A 15,983-nucleotide genomic window follows, 5' to 3' on the forward strand; every position below is an offset into this window, starting at 1 on the left:
GCGAAAACGCAGGAAATAAGGCGGGGATGGCGCCACGCGCAGCCTCAAAAGGCGAATCAGGCGCAGCTTCGCACAATCCCCCTCTCGACTCCGCGCGCGCGCCGCCCAATATAGGGGCCATGAGCCTGCCGCCCGGATTTCTTGACGAATTGCGCACCCGCACCTCGATCTCTCAGGTCGTGGGGCGCAAGGTCATTTGGGATATGCGCAAGTCCAATCAGGGCAAGGGCGATATGTGGGCGCCATGCCCGTTCCATCAGGAAAAATCCGCCAGCTTCCACGTCGATGATCGCAAGGGCTATTACTATTGTTTTGGCTGTCATGCCAAAGGCGATGCGCTGTCTTTCATTCGCGAAACCGAAAATGTGGGCTTCATGGAGGCGGTCGAGATTCTGGCGCGCGAAGCCGGGATGACGATGCCCGCGCGCGACCCCAAGGCGCAGGAAAAATCCGATCGCCGTGCCCAGTTGGCCGAGGTGATGGAGGCAGGCGTTCAGCACTACCGGCTGATGCTGTCCACTGCCGTTGGACAGGGCGCGCGCGACTATCTGGCAGGGCGCCGACTGGATGGCGAGGCGCAAAAGCGCTTTGAAATCGGTTTCGCGCCCGATCAGCGACAGGGGCTGTTTCAGGCGCTCACGGCCAAGGGCTTTGCGCCCGATCTGATCGTCGAGGCGGGGCTTTGCGCCCGACCCGACGATGGCGGCGCGCCCTATGATCGCTTTCGCGGCCGCATCATCTTTCCGATCCGCGACGGGCGGGGCCGCGCGATCAGCCTTGGCGGGCGCGCAATGGACCCCAATGCGCGGGCGAAATATCTTAACGGTCCTGAAACGACTTTGTTCGATAAGGGGCGCTCGCTCTATAACCACGGGCCCGCGCGTGAGGCCTGCGGCAAGGATGCGCCGCTGGTGGTCTGCGAAGGCTATATGGACGTGATCGCGATGGTCGAGGCAGGCTTTGGCGGTGCGGTGGCCCCGCTTGGCACTGCCGTGACCGAAGATCAGCTGCGCCTGATGTGGCGCATCCATGACGAGCCGATTATCGCGCTGGATGGCGACACGGCGGGCATGCGTGCTGCACTGCGGGTGGTTGATTTGGCGCTGCCGCTGCTGGAGGCGGGCAAGGCGCTGCGCTTTGCGGTGATGCCTGCGGGGCTTGACCCGGACGATCTGATCAAAGCGCAGGGCAAAGAGGCGATGGCCAAGGTGCTGGCCGAGGCCAAGCCGATGGTCAGCCTGCTGTGGCAGCGCGAAATCGAGGGCAAGGTGTTTGACAGCCCCGAGCGGCGCGCCATGCTGGATAAATCCTTGCGCGCCGCGATCAAGCGCATCGCAGATCCCTCGATTCGCGCCCATTACGGTGAGGAAATCAAACGCCTGCGTTGGGATCTGTTTGGCGCAGGCCAGCGAGGAACCAAACCCCCGCAGCGGCGCGCTGATTTCAAGCCGGGCGTACGCGGCAAGGGTCGCTTTACCCCGCCGCCCAACGCGCTGCCCGAAACCCGCGCCTCACTGCTGGGCGCCGCGGTGGATGATTTGTCCGAACATCTGCGCGGGGCGATGATTCTGGGCATTTGCACGATCCATCCCGCGCTGATCGCCCCGTTCGAAGCCCAGCTAGAAGCGGTCGATCTGCGCGATCAGACCCATGACCGTTTGCGCCACCTGATGCTGGCCCAAGCCGCAACCCCGCCCGAGGAGATCATAGAAAAACTGCGCGCGCAGGTCGGTGCAGACCTTGAAAAGCTGCTCGCGCTGCCCCACCTGCGATCAGCACCCCCGATTGTTAAAGTCGACGATATCGAATTGGCGCGGATGTGTCTGGCCGAGGAGTTGGCCAAGCTTGAAGCAGCGCGAGCGATGCGCGATGAGATTGCCGATGCGATGGAGGATTTGGAGGGATTGGCAGATGAGGGTGTGACGTGGCGACTTGCACAAGCCGCAACGCTACGTCATCAGGCTGAAAGATCGAAGCTAGAGGATAACTCGGATACTGGTGAGGACCGCGCCGCCCTTTCGGCGCAGTTACAAGCCATGATCGACGGGCAAATCTGGCGCAAGAAACACTGACAGGCCGGGGGTTTGCACGCTCCGGTCGATTAAAACCGAATCATTGCTGTCACAGGGCACATCAACTTTCCGTCCAGATGCCTCGCGCCCCTGTGATTCGCCGCAACGATTCGCTACATAGATGAAATATGATTCGCTTTCGTCATAGCTTGAGTGCACGCAAGCCTGACCGAGGAGCCCACATGGCCGCCAAAGATACCGACGACACCAAATCCGACGCTCAAAGCGACGACGCCACCTCTTTCGACATGAGCCAAGCCGCCGTGAAACGGATGATCGCCGAGGCGCGCGAACGTGGCTTCATCACTTACGACCAGCTCAACAAGGTGATGCCGCCCGAACATGTTTCGGGCGACCAGATTGAAGATGTGATGTCGATGCTCTCCGAGATGGGCATCAACGTGATCGAGGCCGATGAGGCCGATGAAGAAGAAAGCCAAAACGCGAGTAGCGGTGGCGCCGTGGCGACGACGGGCGCGGGCTCTCGCGAAGTTGCGGTGTCCAGTTCGACCACGGAAACGCTGGATCGCACCGACGACCCGGTGCGGATGTATCTGCGCGAGATGGGCTCGGTCGAGCTGCTGTCGCGCGAGGGCGAGATCGCGATCGCGAAGCGCATCGAGGCTGGCCGCAACACGATGATCGCGGGCCTGTGCGAAAGCCCGCTGACCTTTCAGGCCATCACGATCTGGCGCGACGAACTTCTCAACGAAGAGATTTTGCTGCGCGATGTGATCGATCTTGAAACCACTTTCGGCAATTCGCTGGACGAAGAGGGCGAAGATGTCGTCACCGCTCCGGTGGTCGATGGTGTAGCGTCCGCGCAAGAGGAAAAATCCTCTGAGCAGGAACTCGATGCCGATGGCAACCCGATCCAGTCTGACGACGATGATGAGGATGAGGGGGCAAACCTGTCGCTGGCCGCGATGGAAGCCGCGCTCAAGCCGCGTGTTCTGGAAACGCTTGAGATCATAGCGCGTCACTATGGCGAGCTGGCCGAAATGCAGGATCTGCGGATGTCGGCGACGCTCAATGAGGATGACTCCTTCTCGGTGAACGCCGAAGCCGCCTATCAAAAGCTGCGCTCGGAAATTGTTGAACTGGTGAATTCGATGCACCTGCACAACAACCGGATCGAGGCGCTGATCGACCAGCTTTACGGCATCAACCGCAAGATCATGTCGATCGATTCCGGTATGGTAAAAATCGCCGATCAGGCACGCATCAACCGTCGCGAATTCATCGAGGAATATCGCGGCTACGAACTCGACCCGACTTGGGTGGAGCGGATGATGGCGAAATCTGGCCGTGGTTGGCAGATGCTGTTCGAACGCTCTCCCGACAAAGTTGAGGAACTGCGCGCCGAGATGGCGCAGGTCGGCCAATATGTCGGCGTCGACATTTCCGAATTCCGCCGCATTGTGAATCAGGTGCAGAAGGGCGAAAAAGAGGCCCGACAGGCCAAGAAAGAAATGGTCGAGGCTAACCTGCGCCTCGTGATTTCGATCGCCAAGAAATACACCAACCGCGGTCTGCAATTCCTTGATCTCATTCAGGAAGGCAATATCGGCCTGATGAAGGCCGTCGATAAGTTCGAATATCGCCGCGGCTATAAATTCTCGACCTATGCGACCTGGTGGATCCGTCAGGCGATCACGCGGTCTATCGCGGATCAGGCCCGCACGATCCGCATTCCGGTCCACATGATCGAGACGATCAACAAGCTGGTGCGCACCGGGCGTCAGATGCTGCATGAAATCGGTCGCGAACCCACGCCCGAAGAATTGGCCGAAAAGCTGCAAATGCCGCTTGAGAAGGTGCGCAAGGTGATGAAAATCGCCAAGGAGCCGATCAGTCTTGAAACGCCGATCGGCGACGAGGAAGACAGCCAGCTTGGCGATTTCATCGAAGATAAGAACGCAGTTCTGCCGCTGGATTCCGCCATTCAGGAGAACCTGAAGGAAACCACGACCCGCGTTCTGGCTAGCCTTACTCCGCGCGAAGAACGTGTGCTGCGGATGCGCTTTGGGATCGGGATGAACACTGATCACACGCTGGAAGAGGTCGGCCAGCAGTTCAGCGTGACCCGCGAACGGATCCGCCAGATCGAGGCGAAGGCGTTGCGCAAGCTGAAGCATCCCAGTCGGAGCCGCAAGCTGCGGAGTTTCTTGGATCAGTAAGAATTGCGCCCCCGCGAGGGGGCGTTTTCAATCCTCGGGGGCAAAATGAAAACTTTGATGGTTGCCATTTCGCTGGCTTGCGCATCGCTCGCGGGCATCGCGCAAGCGGATGCCAAAAAGCAGTTTTACATCCCCGATAAGCCGGCAGGTTTGATCTACCTTTTCACCTGCAAGGCTGCCTCGAAAGATGCGGCAGCTGCAAACTGGGCGCAGGCTCGCGTGGTTTTTGAGAACAAATATCGCGACACCGCCGCCAAGCTTGAGCTTGAGACCAAGGCGCAGCGCGCCACAGGCAGGCTGCCAAGCCAAGACGAAATGGCCGCCCACGACAAGCGCTTCAAGGCCCATAAACACGATCTTGACGCTGATCTGGCGCGGTTTGGCTGCCAAATGGACGGGCTGATGCACATGCCCTAAGCGCGCCTGGCGTGATCCGTCTTTCGCAATGCCTATACGGCTGCTACCCTTGCCAAAATCCAGACGGAGCCTGCACATGACCCGCCTTCTTTTCCTTGCCCCTTTCGCCCTCGCGGCTTGTCAGATGGATGGAATGTCCCCTGCGGGCGCGCCGCGCATGGATCAACAGGGCACCTGCTTTCTCTATGTGGTAGAGGAGGGCAATGAGCGCTACACGTTGGTGTCTGGCGTCGGCGATGGCACGCCCACACCCAAGGCGATTGTGAAAAAGGGGCTGACAGCCGGCGCGCTGGACGCAGCCTTTGCCCGCGAGCGCAAGACAATGGATATCAATCCCGAATGTCTGGCAATCGTGGCGACCGATCGCACGCAGGCCCGTCCTGCACCCAAGGTTGATGCCAAGCCCAAATCCTGATGCACCGCGCCTTTGAGATCGCAACACGCGGCCCGGGCCTGTATGAGTTCACCCGCGACGTTGCCGCTTGGGTTGCGGGATGCGACCGTGACGAGGCGCTGCTGAGTTTGATGGTGCGCCACACCTCAGCCAGCCTGCTCCTTCAGGAAAATGCAGACCCCGAGGTGCGCAGCGATCTGACCGAATTTTTCCATCGCCTCGTGCCGCCTACAACCGACCCATCGATGGCCTATCTCACCCACACCTATGAAGGGCCCGATGATATGCCAGCCCATATCAAGGCGTCTCTTTTGCCGGTGAGCTTGCAGATTCCCATCATTTCTGGCCGGATGATGCTTGGAACATGGCAAGGAATTTACCTTTTCGAACATCGCACCGCCCCGCACCGCCGTGAGGTGATCGCCCTGTTGCGTTGAGTCCGTCCGGCCACATCCTGCCGCCATATCTAGCGCGTTCACATTTTTTCTACCCAAATCTTTGGGGGTGGGCTAAGGTCTTGTGGGTAAGCGGGGCGTAAAGACCCTAGATAGCGGCGGGACAAGGAAAAAGGGGGATGCCATGCGCTGCCCATTTTGTGGAAATGTCGATACTCAGGTGAAAGATAGCCGCCCGGCCGAGGATCATGTTGCGATCCGGCGTCGGCGGTTTTGCCCGGCATGTGGTGGTCGTTTCACGACCTATGAACGGGTGCAACTGCGCGACTTGGTGGTCATCAAGACCTCTGGCAAGCGCGAAGATTTTGATCGTGACAAGCTTGAACGCTCGATCCGGATCGCGATGCAAAAACGCCCCGTTGATCCGGAACGCATTGATCAGATGATCTCGGGTATCGTGCGCCGACTGGAAAGCATGGGGGAGACTGATATTTCTTCCAAGATCATCGGTGAGATCGTGATGGAGACATTGGCGCGGATCGATACCGTTGGCTATGTGCGTTTTGCGAGCGTTTACAAGAACTTCCAAGAAGCTGACGATTTCGACAAATTCGTCTCCGAACTGCGCCCGCCGATTGGTGGCGACGGCGAGTGAGCGAGGCCGACCGTCGGTTCATGCGGCTTGCGCTTGGGCTTGCGGCGCGGGGTTTGGGCAATGTGTGGCCCAACCCGGCTGTCGGTTGCGTGATCGTCAAAGAGGGGCGGATCGTGGGGCGCGGATGGACGCAGCCCGGCGGTCGCCCGCATGCCGAGGTGCGCGCGTTGGCGCAAGCGGGCGCGGCTGCGCAAGGCGCGACCGTCTATGTCACGCTTGAGCCCTGCGCCCATCACGGAAAAACCCCACCTTGCGCCGAAGCGCTGATCGCGGCCAAGGTGGCTCGGGTCGTCACGGCGCTGCAAGATCCCGATCCGCGCGTGAAAGGGGCAGGGCACGCCAAGCTGCGCGCGGCGGGGATCGCGGTCAGCGAGGGCGTTCTTGAGGCTCAGGCGCGCGCCGCACAAGCCGGATTTTTGACCCGCATCACCAAGGCGCGGCCATGGCTGGCCCTGAAACTGGCCACGAGTTTTGACGGGCGCATAGCGACCGCAAGCGGTGAAAGCCAATGGATTACCGGCCCGCAAGCGCGCGCCCATGTGCATGCGCTGCGGGCGCAATTTGATGCGGTGATGGTGGGGGGCGGCACGGCGCGCGCCGATGACCCGCTGCTCACCGTGCGCCGCTTTCAGCCTAAACGTGCGCCAGTGCGCGTGGTGGCAAGCAAGGCGCTCGACTTGCCGCGCAACGTCTTGGCGGGGTCGCTGGAACAGGCGCCGCTATGGCTGCTGCATGGTCCCGATGCGCCTGCGGAGGCGCGCGCCTTCTGGCGCAGCGCGGGGGCCGAGTTGCATGAGATTTCAGTTTCCGATCAACAGCTTGATCTTGAGTCTGCGCTGCAGGCTCTTGGAACGCTTGGTCTGACGCGGGTATTTTGTGAAGGCGGGGGCGCGTTTGGTGCGGCTTTGCTGCGCGCGAGCCTTGTGGATGAATTGATCGGCTACACTGCGGGCCTTGCTTTGGGGGCAGAGGGGCGGCCCGGCTTGGGGGCGCTTGGCCTTGCTCGGCTTGGCGATGCGGCGCGTTTCGAATTGGTGGAAAGCCGGGCGATCGGTGGTGATCTCTATCACCGCTGGCGTCGCCAGACCCACGCATAAGAGGCAAAAACCCCCTGTAGTTTCGCGATGCTTCGGTTGAAAGAGCCGGGCCGGGGCAGGCGACCCGAGGCCAAGCGTTCAACTGCGACCTCGACCGGGCAGGGCAACCCGCTGATCGGGTCGCGATAACGCGGGTATGCGATTAGCGCGGCATGCACCAGCTGCACCATATCGGGCCGCGCTTTGCGCCGATCCGGCACCACCCCCAGATCGCGCGTAAGCCCCCAGCCTGCGTAAAACGGGGCGCCAGTCGTGGTCACCCTCTTGCCCCGCAACAGCGCCTCAAAACCGAGAAGCGAGGTCATGGTCCAGACCTCGTCAACCGCATCGATCAACGCGATTGGGTCGGATTTGTGCAAGACTAGATCGGCATATTTAAGCGCTTCTTCATCGCTCAAATGGCCAAGGCGCAGCCCAGCCTCAACATCCGGGTGAGGTTTAAAAAGAACAATCGCATCGGGGTTTTTCGCCCGCACTTTTGCCAATAACATCGCATTTGTGCAAACTTCGCCCGCGCCGAGACGAATGGAGGCGTCGTCTTCGACTTGTCCTGGCACCAGAATACGGTGGCCTTCAGGCAAGTCTGGAACATCGCCGCCAAGGTTGTATTTCGACAATTTCATGTCGCGCAGATATGCGATCAACCGCTCTGTGCGCATCCGTTCCCCGGGGGGCGGCTCTTGCGCGATAAGAGCTTCCAGATCGCTTGGTTTGCTCGGATCATAATAGATACCCGCACGATCCCGGATCAGCGAAATCGGAGCAATCAGATCGGCGCCCAAGCCGCGTGAGCGCAAGAACCCATCTTCCAGATTGATCACATTGTCTGCCTGCGCGTCGCTCTGGCGCGAGGCCCAGCACAGATAGGGGCGGACAGGATCACGATGGGGACCAAAGTGCACCCGCCCGTAGCGTCCGAAAAACTGCCGCAGATGGGCGCGTTTCCAAAGCGACATGGACCCCATGACATAGCCGTTGCGATCTTCGCGCCATGCCCGCACTTCGGCCTCAAGATGATCCACAGCCGCTTCGAAACTGCAAATCTGGCCGCGACACGGATCAAACCATGTTGGTGCGAGGATATGGGACACTGCGAAGATTTGCGCGCGTGTCAGTTTGCGTTCGCGGCGCGCGACGGGATTTTCATCCAGCGTAAGCCCCCATCCCGCATAGAAAGGCTGCCCAAAGACACGCGGTTTATGCCCGGCCAAGATCGCCTCATAGCCCATCAATGACGACACGGTATAGACCGCGATCGCACCCTCAAGCAGCGCCCAAGGCGATATGGGCGCATCGCAAATCTGGGTGTTGGCATCTCCGCTTTGGGCATCGAAATGCCCTAGGCGATGCCCGTCGCGGCTTTCGGGATGAGTTTTGATGATGATCGGCACTGTCGGATTTTCGATCCGCGCCACCGCCAACATCTCGCGAAACATCGCGGCATTCCCGCGCCCATGAGTGATCGAGGCATCGCCACGGGTCTGATCTATGACCAAGACATAGCCGGGTTCGGGCGCAGGCAGGTCAGGATCGAAATTGTTGTATTTCGACAAGTTCAGGGCCTTGATCCGCGCCATTCCATCGCGTGCACGTTGTAAAATGGCAGTATCGTCAAGCGGCTCGCTTGCCAGAAGGCGTTCCATGCGGGACGGTGTCGCGCTGTCGAAATGCACGCCGTCCGGGTCGATGAGCACGCCAAGCGGTGCCTCGCCCGCGCGCCCCGGATGGATCGAGCGCAAGAACGCATCCTCAAGACGGATCAAACCAGCCCCGTATTTCGCAGCAACCGCCTCGCCGCGTGCAGCAAAGGGCGAGCGGCCCCATACCATCACCTGATCGTCGGGTTTGGGCAGGCCAACGCGCAACTGATAGCCCGACGCGCGCAAGATGGCGCGTAGGCGTTTCTGGCGTAGCAACCCGCCGTTATAAAAGAAGAGCCGCCGGGAGTGACTCCCGGCGGCTCTTCGTTCCTGGAATGCGCTCATAGTTTCCCAGCGAGAGTGTTGAGCGTATTCACCGTGCCAATCGGAGCCGTCAGTGCGGACAGCGTTTTCTGCCATTGCACGAAGGGCGCTTCGGTCACATAGACCGTGTCACCATCACGGATCGCGAAGTCGCGGGCCATGAACATGCCATTCGGTTCGGTCAGATCGAGCACATAGATCATGCGCTGATCGCCCACCAAATCGCTGCGTCCAAGTACTTTCATTGCGATATCGGCCGACTCGTTGCGCAGCACGAAAACACCGGTTGGATCGGCGAGGTTGGATTGCAGCCCGCCCACGGTCGCGATTGCCTCAAGAGCCGAGAGCGTCTGCGTTTCGAACGGCACGCGCGCTTGGCTGCCCGTCGCCCCGAGCGCGGTGAAGGCGCGCTGGTCTTTCTCGACCAAAATCACGTCATTGGCGCGCAGCGCGATGTCCATTTTCGGATTGTCGTACAGGTCTTTGAGCCAAACCGACTCTGCTAGATTGCCGCGTTTGACGGTGATCCGGGCCACTTCGGCGGGGATCGACACGCCGCCCGCGTGCGCCAGCATTGCCGACAGCGTGCGGGTTGGGCGCTCGATCGGATACACGCCTTGGCCATTGATTGCGCCCATCACCGACACGGTCGCACCATCGCCCGCGGTGCGGGTGACCAACACCTGTGGATCGGGCGTTTGGGCGTCAAGTTTGGAGGTGATGACGCGGCGCAACCCATCGGGTGTGTTGCCCGCAGCTTTGATGCGCCCCGCATAGGGAACGAAAATATAGCCCGCGCCATCGACCTGCACCTGTTGCAGTTGGGTGGCGTTGGTGCCCTTGCCAGCGAGCAGCCCGTCATCGACGTTTTCCCAGATCGTCAGGCTCAGCGTGTCGCCCGGACGGATCGTATCCGACCCGATCGGCCCGGCATTGATGAAATTCGACGAAAACCCGAGCGAGGGTTGCACGGCCGTTTCGCGCGTGACGAAATCATTCACCTTGACGACAAAGGCATCGCCTTTGCGCATTACGGAGCCTGAGAAAATTTCACGTTTATTAGGTCCGGGCCGCGGAAGGGCACAAGACGCCGTCAAAAGCGTTGCGGAAAGGCCCGTCAAAACGGCCCTCCTGGTCGTATTTGCTGTCACTGCTCGAGCTCCTTTTTCGGGATGCTGCTTGTTGTTTTGCAGCCACGCTACTCAAAAAGCTGACAAAAAACCAGTTCTACTATTTTACAACCCGCAACTGTTGCCGAGGTGCCGCTTTGCCTTGCGAGAGCGCATCATAGGGGTCTTCGAGGGCCAAGATCATATCCACCACTTGGCGCAAAAGCGCGCGTCTGGCACGGGCCGAGTAGAAGCCGCCGGGCACTTGGCTGGTTTCCAAAAGGTAGTGGCGATAGTCGCGATAGGCGCGCGCATCGGGCCGAGTGGGGGCGTGAAAAAACGCCTCGATCGGTTGAGCCGAGGTAAATTCCGGCTTGTCGAACACCGCCCGGCCAAAGCATTTCACGGGCAAGCCGCGCCACAGTGCTTGCTGGGCTGCGGTCGAATTCACCGTCACCGCCGAGCGCGCCTGCGAGAGCAGCCCCGCCAGCTTGCCACCGCGCACGAAATGCACCCGTTCGCGCAGCCCCAGCCGGTCAGCAGCGCTCAAAATGGCGTCGCGGATCGGGGCGCGTCCATCTTCGAGCGGATGCGCCTTGAACACGAGGTGGTGGTGGCGCGGCGCGCCGTTGGTAAAGCCTGTCATCACGGTGTCGATAAACTCGGTCTGGCTGGTGAACTGCGAATGCATCTGAAAGCTGGCATCATGTTCTAGCTGCAACAGCACCAAATGATAGGGAAACCCGCCATATTTGATCCGCGCGGTCGCGATCTGGCGCTCCATCATATGCAACGGCAAAAGCATCAGCCGGTTCAGCCAAAGGCGGAATTCAGCAATGACGGACAGGCTGCGATGGGGGCGGAATTTGCGATAGGGCCCGTTTCGCACCATCACGAAGAAATGGTAGAGTGCGCCGTAGAAAATATGGTGGCGCGTGTCGCCCCAGCGCGGCGGCGCATCGGGAAACTCGATCTCCATCCGTGCCAGCGCGGCGCGCATCTGCGCCACGCTCATCTCCATCAGGCGCGAATGCCCATTTGATCCGCCGCGTTCGTAGCTCACCCAATAGGGGCGCAAATAGCCTTCTTCAAAGACGTGCACGGTCAGCCCTGCTGCGCGCGCCGCCGCGACCGCTTGGGCGTGAATCGGGCGGGTGTCGCCATAGAGAACCAGATCGGTGATGCCCTTGTCTTCGATGAGTTGCGCGAAATGGGCAGGCCAGTCGTCAGGGGCGCCCTGATAGCGGATCAGAGAGGGGCGATCGAACCAGAAATTCTCGTCGCCCTTGTTAAAGCTGACTCGCCAGACCGTGGCACCTGCGGCGCGCAACATCTTGCCCAACTGGTGAAAGAAGGGCCCATGAGGCCCCTGTAACAGCAGGAAGTGGCGGTCGGTTGCGGCAGTCATCGCAAGTCAGATCCTTAGGTTGCGCTTGGCAATCGCGCATTTGCGACATGAAGTCACTGGTATTTCGCTATTTTTAACGCCTGTTGCGGCAAATTTAGGGCGCAAACGCGAAGATGTGGTTAATTGCTGCAGGGTGTCTGTGCGCGCGCAACCTTGCAGCGGGGCCGCGCGCGGGCTAGTTGAAAGCCGCAATCTGAGGGGAGAGACCGATGTTTACCGGGATCGTGACCGATATCGGAGTGGTGCTGGAGCTAGAGCAACGCGGCGATCTGCGCGCGCGCATCGGCACGCAATATGACGTGGCCGGGATCGAGATTGGCGCGTCGATCGCTTGCGATGGCTGCTGTCTGACCGTGATCGCCACGGGCAGCGCGCCGCAAAACTGGTTTGACGTTGAAATCTCGGCCGAGAGTCTGGCCAAGACCAATATCGGCGGGCGCGGCAACGATAGCAGCGGTGGCTGGCAGGTCGGCAAGCAGATCAACCTTGAGCGCGCGCTGAAAGTCGGCGACGAGCTCGGCGGGCATATCGTGTCGGGCCATGTCGATGGCGTGGCGCAGATCGAGGCGATGGTGGATGAGGGCGACAGCACGCGGTTTACCTTTCGCGTGCCCGAGGGTTTGGCGAAATTCATCGCGCCCAAGGGTTCGGTTGCGCTTAATGGCACTTCGCTGACGGTGAATGAGGTCGATGGCGACTGTTTCGGCGTCAACATCATTCCCCATACCAAACAGGTCACGAACTGGGGTCAGGCCAAGGCCGGTGATCGCATCAATCTCGAAATTGACACGCTCGCGCGCTATGTCGCGCGGCTGCAGGAGTGGCAGGTATGAACACGCCCAAACCAGTGGATAAATCCGGCACCCATGACGTTCCCGGTGCGGTTGAGAAAAGCCTGCGCGATGCGATCTCGCCCACCGAAGAGATCATCGAAGAGGCCCGCGCGGGTCGCATGGTCATTTTGGTCGATCACGAGGATCGCGAGAATGAGGGCGATCTGTATATTCCGGCTGAGAAATGCACTCCCGAGGCGGTGAATTTCATGGCCACTTTTGGGCGCGGTCTGATCTGCTTGCCGCTGACCGCCGAGCGGGTCGAGCAACTGGGGCTGCCCCCGATGGTGCGCGCCAATTCGATGCGCCACGAGACCGCATTTACCGTCACTATCGAGGCGCGCGAAGGTATCACGACTGGAATCTCGGCGCATGATCGTGCGCAGACAGTGGCCGTGGCGATCAACCCTGCAAAGGGTGCGCAAGATCTCGCAACACCGGGGCATGTGTTCCCGCTGCGTGCGCGCGACGGCGGCGTGCTGGTGCGTGCCGGTCATACCGAGGCGGCAGTCGATGTCGCGCGTCTGGCTGGGCTGAAACCGGCCGGAGTGATCTGCGAGATCATGGGCGATGACGGCCACATGTCGCGCCTGCCCGAGCTGATCGCATTCGGCCAGAAACACGGCCTCAAGATTGGCACGATTTCCGACCTGATCGCTTATCGGCGCCGTCACGACAATCTCGTGCGCGAGGTCGCGCGTCAGCCCGTCACCTCCAGCCATGGCGGGGATTGGGAAATGCGCGTCTTTACCGATCAGGCCGAGGGTGTGGATCATATCGTGCTGGTGAAGGGCGATATCACCACGCCTGACCCGGTGCTGGTGCGCACTCATTCGCTCAATGTGCTGGATGATGTGCTGGGCATCGGTCCGGGCCCTTCGGACGAGGTACGTCACGCGATGGAGATCGTCGCGCGCGAGGGGCGCGGTGCAGTCTGCCTGTTCCGTGACCCCTCCGCCAAGCTGCTGCGCGAGGAAGAGCAAGGCCCGCGCACGATCAAACAGATCGGGCTTGGCTCGCAGATCCTGTCCTCGATGGGGCTGCATGACCTGATTTTGCTGACCGATAACCCGCAGACGAAATATGTCGGCCTTGAGGCTTACGGGCTGCGCATCGTCGGCACACAACCGATTACGGAGGGCTGACCCATGGCGTCAAACGAGACCCATCACATCCTTGATCTGCCCAGCTTCGACGGTGCGCCCCGGCTGCTGATCGTCGTCGCGCCCTATTACAAGGACATCGCCGATAATCTGGTTGCGGGCGCGCGCGCCACGGCCAAGCAGGCAGGTGCGCATGTCGATCTGATCGAGGTGCCCGGCGCGCTGGAAATTCCCACAGCGATCGCAATGGCCGCGCGCATGGCCGATTACGATGGCTTCGTCGCGCTGGGCTGCGTGATCCGGGGGGAGACCACGCATTACGACACCGTTTGCAACGATAGTTCGCGCGGCTTGACGCTGCTTGGGCTTGAGGGAATTTGCATCGGCAATGGCATCCTGACGGTCGAGACCTATGACCAGGCGGCGGTGCGCGCCGACCCTGCAGATCAAAACAAAGGTGGCGGTGCGGCGGCTGCGGCCTTGCATCTGATCTCATTGTCGCGCAAATGGGCGCGCCGGACGAAGGGTATCGGGTTCAAACCTACCGAGTCCTTTCGCATCGCCGGCGAGCCAGACGGATCGAGCAACGCATGACTGAGCACAGCGCCGAAGACGCGCCCAAGCGCCCCAAACCCACGCTGGAAGAAAAGCGCCAGATGAAATCTGCCTCGCGGCTTTATGCCGTGCAGGCGCTGTTTCAGATGGAGGCCGCAGGGCAGGGCGCAGATCGCGTGCGCGCTGAATTTGAGACCCATCGCTTTGGCGCAACCTACGAAGATCAGGGCGAGATGGCCGAGGGCGATACCAACCTGTTTCGCCGTCTGATTGATGACGCGGTAACTTGGCAGGCCAAGATTGACCAAGCGACGGATCAAGCCTTGGTGGCGAAATGGCCGATCGACCGGATCGACCCGGTGTTGCGCGCGCTGTTTCGTGCGGCTGGCGCAGAACTGTCGACCCCCGCGACCCCGCCCAAGGTTGTGATCACCGAATTCGTCGATGTGGCGCGCGCCTTCTTTCCCGAGGGAAAAGAGCCGAAATTCGTGAATGCTGTGCTGGATCATATGGCGCATGCATTGCGCCCCGACGCGTTCTGAACCGCCCTTTTGCGCGTTTGCGACCACTTGCCACGGGCCAATTGCCGCCGATTAAGGGTGTTTCAACGAATCCCCACTAGAATTCGGGCAAATCTGCGTTACTCTCAGGGTAAGCAAAGGGGTTTCATCATGCCTGAACTCGTCCACCTCTATATCAAGAACGTCATCTTTGGCTTTTTCCTTGCACTGGCCTTTGTCGGCCTGCTGCTGTGGTTCAATATTGGCAATCTGTGGCACCTGATCTCGACCTCCGACATCGGCTATATCGCGGTCGCGCTGCTGGTTGTGTTCAACACAGTGGTGTTTTCCGGCGTGCAATTTGCCATCGCGGTGATGCGCATGGCCTCGGAAGATGACGGGGCTTCGGGGGGCAAGCGCGACGCGATTCCCACGATGCACGCCGCTGAACGCTTGGCGATTCGCATTCCCGTGGAAGAGGGGCGCACGCGGCGCCAGATTGATCAGCAACTCAAACGCCGTCGCTGACACCTGCGACTTCCGACGTCATCGTGATAATGCAAAAGCCCCGTCCGATCCGGCGGGGCTTTGTGCTGCGATGAACGCGCTTGGGTGACGGAAACCGCAGCAACCGTGGAAGGCGAGAGTTCCCGGGAGACCTGAAAGATCAGGTGGGCGCCAGATAACGAGGCCAGGGCCACGACAGAGCCAGCCCCCTCAGGAAAGGTATAGGCCACTGGAAAAGGGCCTCACACGCATCGAGCAGTAACCGTCGCCCCACAGATAGGCGCACAAACACGCGCCGACAAGGGGGACGCATGCAGCTTCAGCAAAGCGTCGCCACTGCGACATCTTGGCACTTAGGCACGGCGCGCGCGCCCCGTATCCTAGCGCGATCAAGGCGCGCGAACAGGATGATGACATGAGCGAGACAGAGACAGCGCAGGCCCCCTCTGCGCGCGCCGGAATTGGCGCGGTATTGGAGCGGATCTGGCGCGTCGAGGCGCTGCGATACGAGGTTTTGGCGGCGTTCTTGTTGCTGCCGGTTCTGGTCGCAGGCCATGCGCGCGCGATTGATTATGTCCTGTATTTCCTGCTGGTTGCGGCGCTTTTTGTCGCCGAGATGTTTCGCACGCTTGCCGAGGATTTGCTGCGTTTGATTCCGCCAGAGGGTCTGGCACAGGCCACCCTGATTGCGCGCGGCGCAAGCCTTGGCACAACGATTTTGCGCGCCTGTATCGTTGTGCTTTTGGGCTGGGTGTTGCTTGGCTGAAAGCGCCAGCGTAGCGGGGGCTAGACAG

Annotated in this window: 16 protein-coding genes and 1 other RNA gene; 13 read left to right on the forward strand and 4 right to left on the reverse strand. The window is 60.6% G+C overall.

Features of this window, described 5'->3' with window-relative positions; all coding sequences use genetic code 11:
• The first annotated feature begins 119 nt into the window (after positions 1–119).
• The 7 genes from dnaG (at position 120) to ribD (ending at position 7,210) form a co-directional block, all read left to right on the forward strand.
• Entirely contained in the window at positions 120–2,072 is a 1,953-nt protein-coding gene (dnaG, locus tag AB4874_RS00440; protein ID WP_368390537.1) for a DNA primase, read from the forward strand.
• A 182-nt stretch (positions 2,073–2,254) separates the two neighbouring features.
• A complete protein-coding gene (gene rpoD, locus AB4874_RS00445; RefSeq protein WP_295533983.1) occupies positions 2,255–4,252 on the forward strand; it encodes an RNA polymerase sigma factor RpoD in 1,998 nt (665 codons plus the stop codon).
• A gap of 45 nt (positions 4,253–4,297) precedes the next feature.
• Positions 4,298–4,669 (forward strand): hypothetical protein, encoded by a 372-nt coding sequence (locus AB4874_RS00450; protein ID WP_368390538.1) that lies wholly within the window; start codon positions 4,298–4,300, stop codon positions 4,667–4,669.
• Positions 4,670–4,745: 76 nt separating this feature from the next.
• Positions 4,746–5,084: a hypothetical protein gene (locus AB4874_RS00455; protein WP_368390539.1), complete on the forward strand. Its 339-nt coding sequence runs from the start codon at positions 4,746–4,748 to the stop codon at positions 5,082–5,084.
• Positions 5,084–5,500 (forward strand): secondary thiamine-phosphate synthase enzyme YjbQ, encoded by a 417-nt coding sequence (locus AB4874_RS00460; protein ID WP_368390540.1) that lies wholly within the window; start codon positions 5,084–5,086, stop codon positions 5,498–5,500. Before AB4874_RS00455 ends, AB4874_RS00460 begins: the two co-directional genes overlap by 1 nt.
• A 142-nt stretch (positions 5,501–5,642) precedes the next feature.
• Positions 5,643–6,113, forward strand: coding sequence for a transcriptional regulator NrdR (gene nrdR, locus AB4874_RS00465; protein WP_295533976.1), 471 nt, complete (start codon positions 5,643–5,645; stop codon positions 6,111–6,113).
• Positions 6,110–7,210: a bifunctional diaminohydroxyphosphoribosylaminopyrimidine deaminase/5-amino-6-(5-phosphoribosylamino)uracil reductase RibD gene (gene ribD / locus AB4874_RS00470; RefSeq protein ID WP_368390541.1), complete on the forward strand. Its 1,101-nt coding sequence runs from the start codon at positions 6,110–6,112 to the stop codon at positions 7,208–7,210. The genes nrdR and ribD overlap by 4 nt, the downstream gene beginning before the upstream one ends.
• On the opposite strand, the gene AB4874_RS00475 is transcribed toward ribD, so the two are convergent.
• The 3 genes from AB4874_RS00475 to AB4874_RS00485 form a co-directional block, all read right to left on the reverse strand.
• Entirely contained in the window at positions 7,180–9,195 is a 2,016-nt protein-coding gene (locus AB4874_RS00475) for a capsule polysaccharide biogenesis protein (protein WP_368390542.1), read from the reverse strand. The two genes, ribD and AB4874_RS00475, sit on opposite strands and share 31 nt — an antisense overlap.
• Positions 9,192–10,205: a polysaccharide biosynthesis/export family protein gene (locus AB4874_RS00480; protein ID WP_295533971.1), complete on the reverse strand. Its 1,014-nt coding sequence runs from the start codon at positions 10,203–10,205 to the stop codon at positions 9,192–9,194. Before AB4874_RS00480 ends, AB4874_RS00475 begins: the two co-directional genes overlap by 4 nt.
• Positions 10,206–10,404: 199 nt before the next feature.
• Positions 10,405–11,691: a capsule polysaccharide biogenesis protein gene (locus AB4874_RS00485; RefSeq protein WP_368390543.1), complete on the reverse strand. Its 1,287-nt coding sequence runs from the start codon at positions 11,689–11,691 to the stop codon at positions 10,405–10,407.
• Positions 11,692–11,900: 209 nt separating this feature from the next.
• Between AB4874_RS00485 and AB4874_RS00490 the strand changes: the two genes are divergently transcribed.
• From AB4874_RS00490 to AB4874_RS00510, 5 genes are all read left to right on the forward strand, one after another.
• Positions 11,901–12,524 (forward strand): riboflavin synthase, encoded by a 624-nt coding sequence (locus AB4874_RS00490; RefSeq protein ID WP_368390544.1) that lies wholly within the window; start codon positions 11,901–11,903, stop codon positions 12,522–12,524.
• Positions 12,521–13,669, forward strand: a complete 1,149-nt coding sequence (ribB, locus tag AB4874_RS00495) for a 3,4-dihydroxy-2-butanone-4-phosphate synthase (RefSeq protein WP_368390545.1) — start codon at positions 12,521–12,523, stop codon at positions 13,667–13,669. Before AB4874_RS00490 ends, ribB begins: the two co-directional genes overlap by 4 nt.
• 3 nt (positions 13,670–13,672) lie before the next feature.
• Positions 13,673–14,221, forward strand: coding sequence for a 6,7-dimethyl-8-ribityllumazine synthase (locus tag AB4874_RS00500; protein WP_295533963.1), 549 nt, complete (start codon positions 13,673–13,675; stop codon positions 14,219–14,221).
• Entirely contained in the window at positions 14,218–14,724 is a 507-nt protein-coding gene (nusB, locus tag AB4874_RS00505; RefSeq protein WP_368390546.1) for a transcription antitermination factor NusB, read from the forward strand. Before AB4874_RS00500 ends, nusB begins: the two co-directional genes overlap by 4 nt.
• Before the next feature lie 129 nt (positions 14,725–14,853).
• Positions 14,854–15,210 (forward strand): hypothetical protein, encoded by a 357-nt coding sequence (locus AB4874_RS00510; protein ID WP_368390547.1) that lies wholly within the window; start codon positions 14,854–14,856, stop codon positions 15,208–15,210.
• Positions 15,211–15,297: 87 nt separating this feature from the next.
• Here the strand turns inward: AB4874_RS00510 and ssrS are convergent.
• Positions 15,298–15,454: non-coding RNA, 6S RNA (gene ssrS, locus AB4874_RS20020), on the reverse strand.
• A gap of 150 nt (positions 15,455–15,604) precedes the next feature.
• On the opposite strand from ssrS, the gene AB4874_RS00515 reads away from it, so the two are divergent.
• On the forward strand, positions 15,605–15,955 hold the full coding sequence (locus AB4874_RS00515) for a diacylglycerol kinase (protein WP_368390548.1): 351 nt from the start codon (positions 15,605–15,607) through the stop codon (positions 15,953–15,955).
• The last annotated feature ends 28 nt before the right edge of the window (positions 15,956–15,983 follow it).

The organism is Thioclava arctica, assembly GCF_040892615.1.
GTDB lineage: Bacteria > Pseudomonadota > Alphaproteobacteria > Rhodobacterales > Rhodobacteraceae > Thioclava > Thioclava arctica.

What these genes read in the sequence shown, in the direction of transcription:
- dnaG (WP_368390537.1), top strand. Translation starts at nt 120, where the DNA reads ATGAGCCTGCCGCCCGGATTTCTTGACGAATTGCGCACCCGCACCTCG.
- rpoD (WP_295533983.1), top strand. Translation starts at nt 2,255, where the DNA reads ATGGCCGCCAAAGATACCGACGACACCAAATCCGACGCTCAAAGCGAC.
- AB4874_RS00450 (WP_368390538.1), top strand. Translation starts at nt 4,298, where the DNA reads ATGAAAACTTTGATGGTTGCCATTTCGCTGGCTTGCGCATCGCTCGCG.
- AB4874_RS00455 (WP_368390539.1), top strand. Translation starts at nt 4,746, where the DNA reads ATGACCCGCCTTCTTTTCCTTGCCCCTTTCGCCCTCGCGGCTTGTCAG.
- AB4874_RS00460 (WP_368390540.1), top strand. Translation starts at nt 5,084, where the DNA reads ATGCACCGCGCCTTTGAGATCGCAACACGCGGCCCGGGCCTGTATGAG.
- nrdR (WP_295533976.1), top strand. Translation starts at nt 5,643, where the DNA reads ATGCGCTGCCCATTTTGTGGAAATGTCGATACTCAGGTGAAAGATAGC.
- AB4874_RS00475 (WP_368390542.1), bottom strand. Translation starts at nt 9,195, where the DNA reads ATGAGCGCATTCCAGGAACGAAGAGCCGCCGGGAGTCACTCCCGGCGG.
- AB4874_RS00480 (WP_295533971.1), bottom strand. Translation starts at nt 10,205, where the DNA reads ATGCGCAAAGGCGATGCCTTTGTCGTCAAGGTGAATGATTTCGTCACG.
- AB4874_RS00485 (WP_368390543.1), bottom strand. Translation starts at nt 11,691, where the DNA reads ATGACTGCCGCAACCGACCGCCACTTCCTGCTGTTACAGGGGCCTCAT.
- AB4874_RS00490 (WP_368390544.1), top strand. Translation starts at nt 11,901, where the DNA reads ATGTTTACCGGGATCGTGACCGATATCGGAGTGGTGCTGGAGCTAGAG.
- ribB (WP_368390545.1), top strand. Translation starts at nt 12,521, where the DNA reads ATGAACACGCCCAAACCAGTGGATAAATCCGGCACCCATGACGTTCCC.
- AB4874_RS00500 (WP_295533963.1), top strand. Translation starts at nt 13,673, where the DNA reads ATGGCGTCAAACGAGACCCATCACATCCTTGATCTGCCCAGCTTCGAC.
- nusB (WP_368390546.1), top strand. Translation starts at nt 14,218, where the DNA reads ATGACTGAGCACAGCGCCGAAGACGCGCCCAAGCGCCCCAAACCCACG.
- AB4874_RS00510 (WP_368390547.1), top strand. Translation starts at nt 14,854, where the DNA reads ATGCCTGAACTCGTCCACCTCTATATCAAGAACGTCATCTTTGGCTTT.
- AB4874_RS00515 (WP_368390548.1), top strand. Translation starts at nt 15,605, where the DNA reads ATGAGCGAGACAGAGACAGCGCAGGCCCCCTCTGCGCGCGCCGGAATT.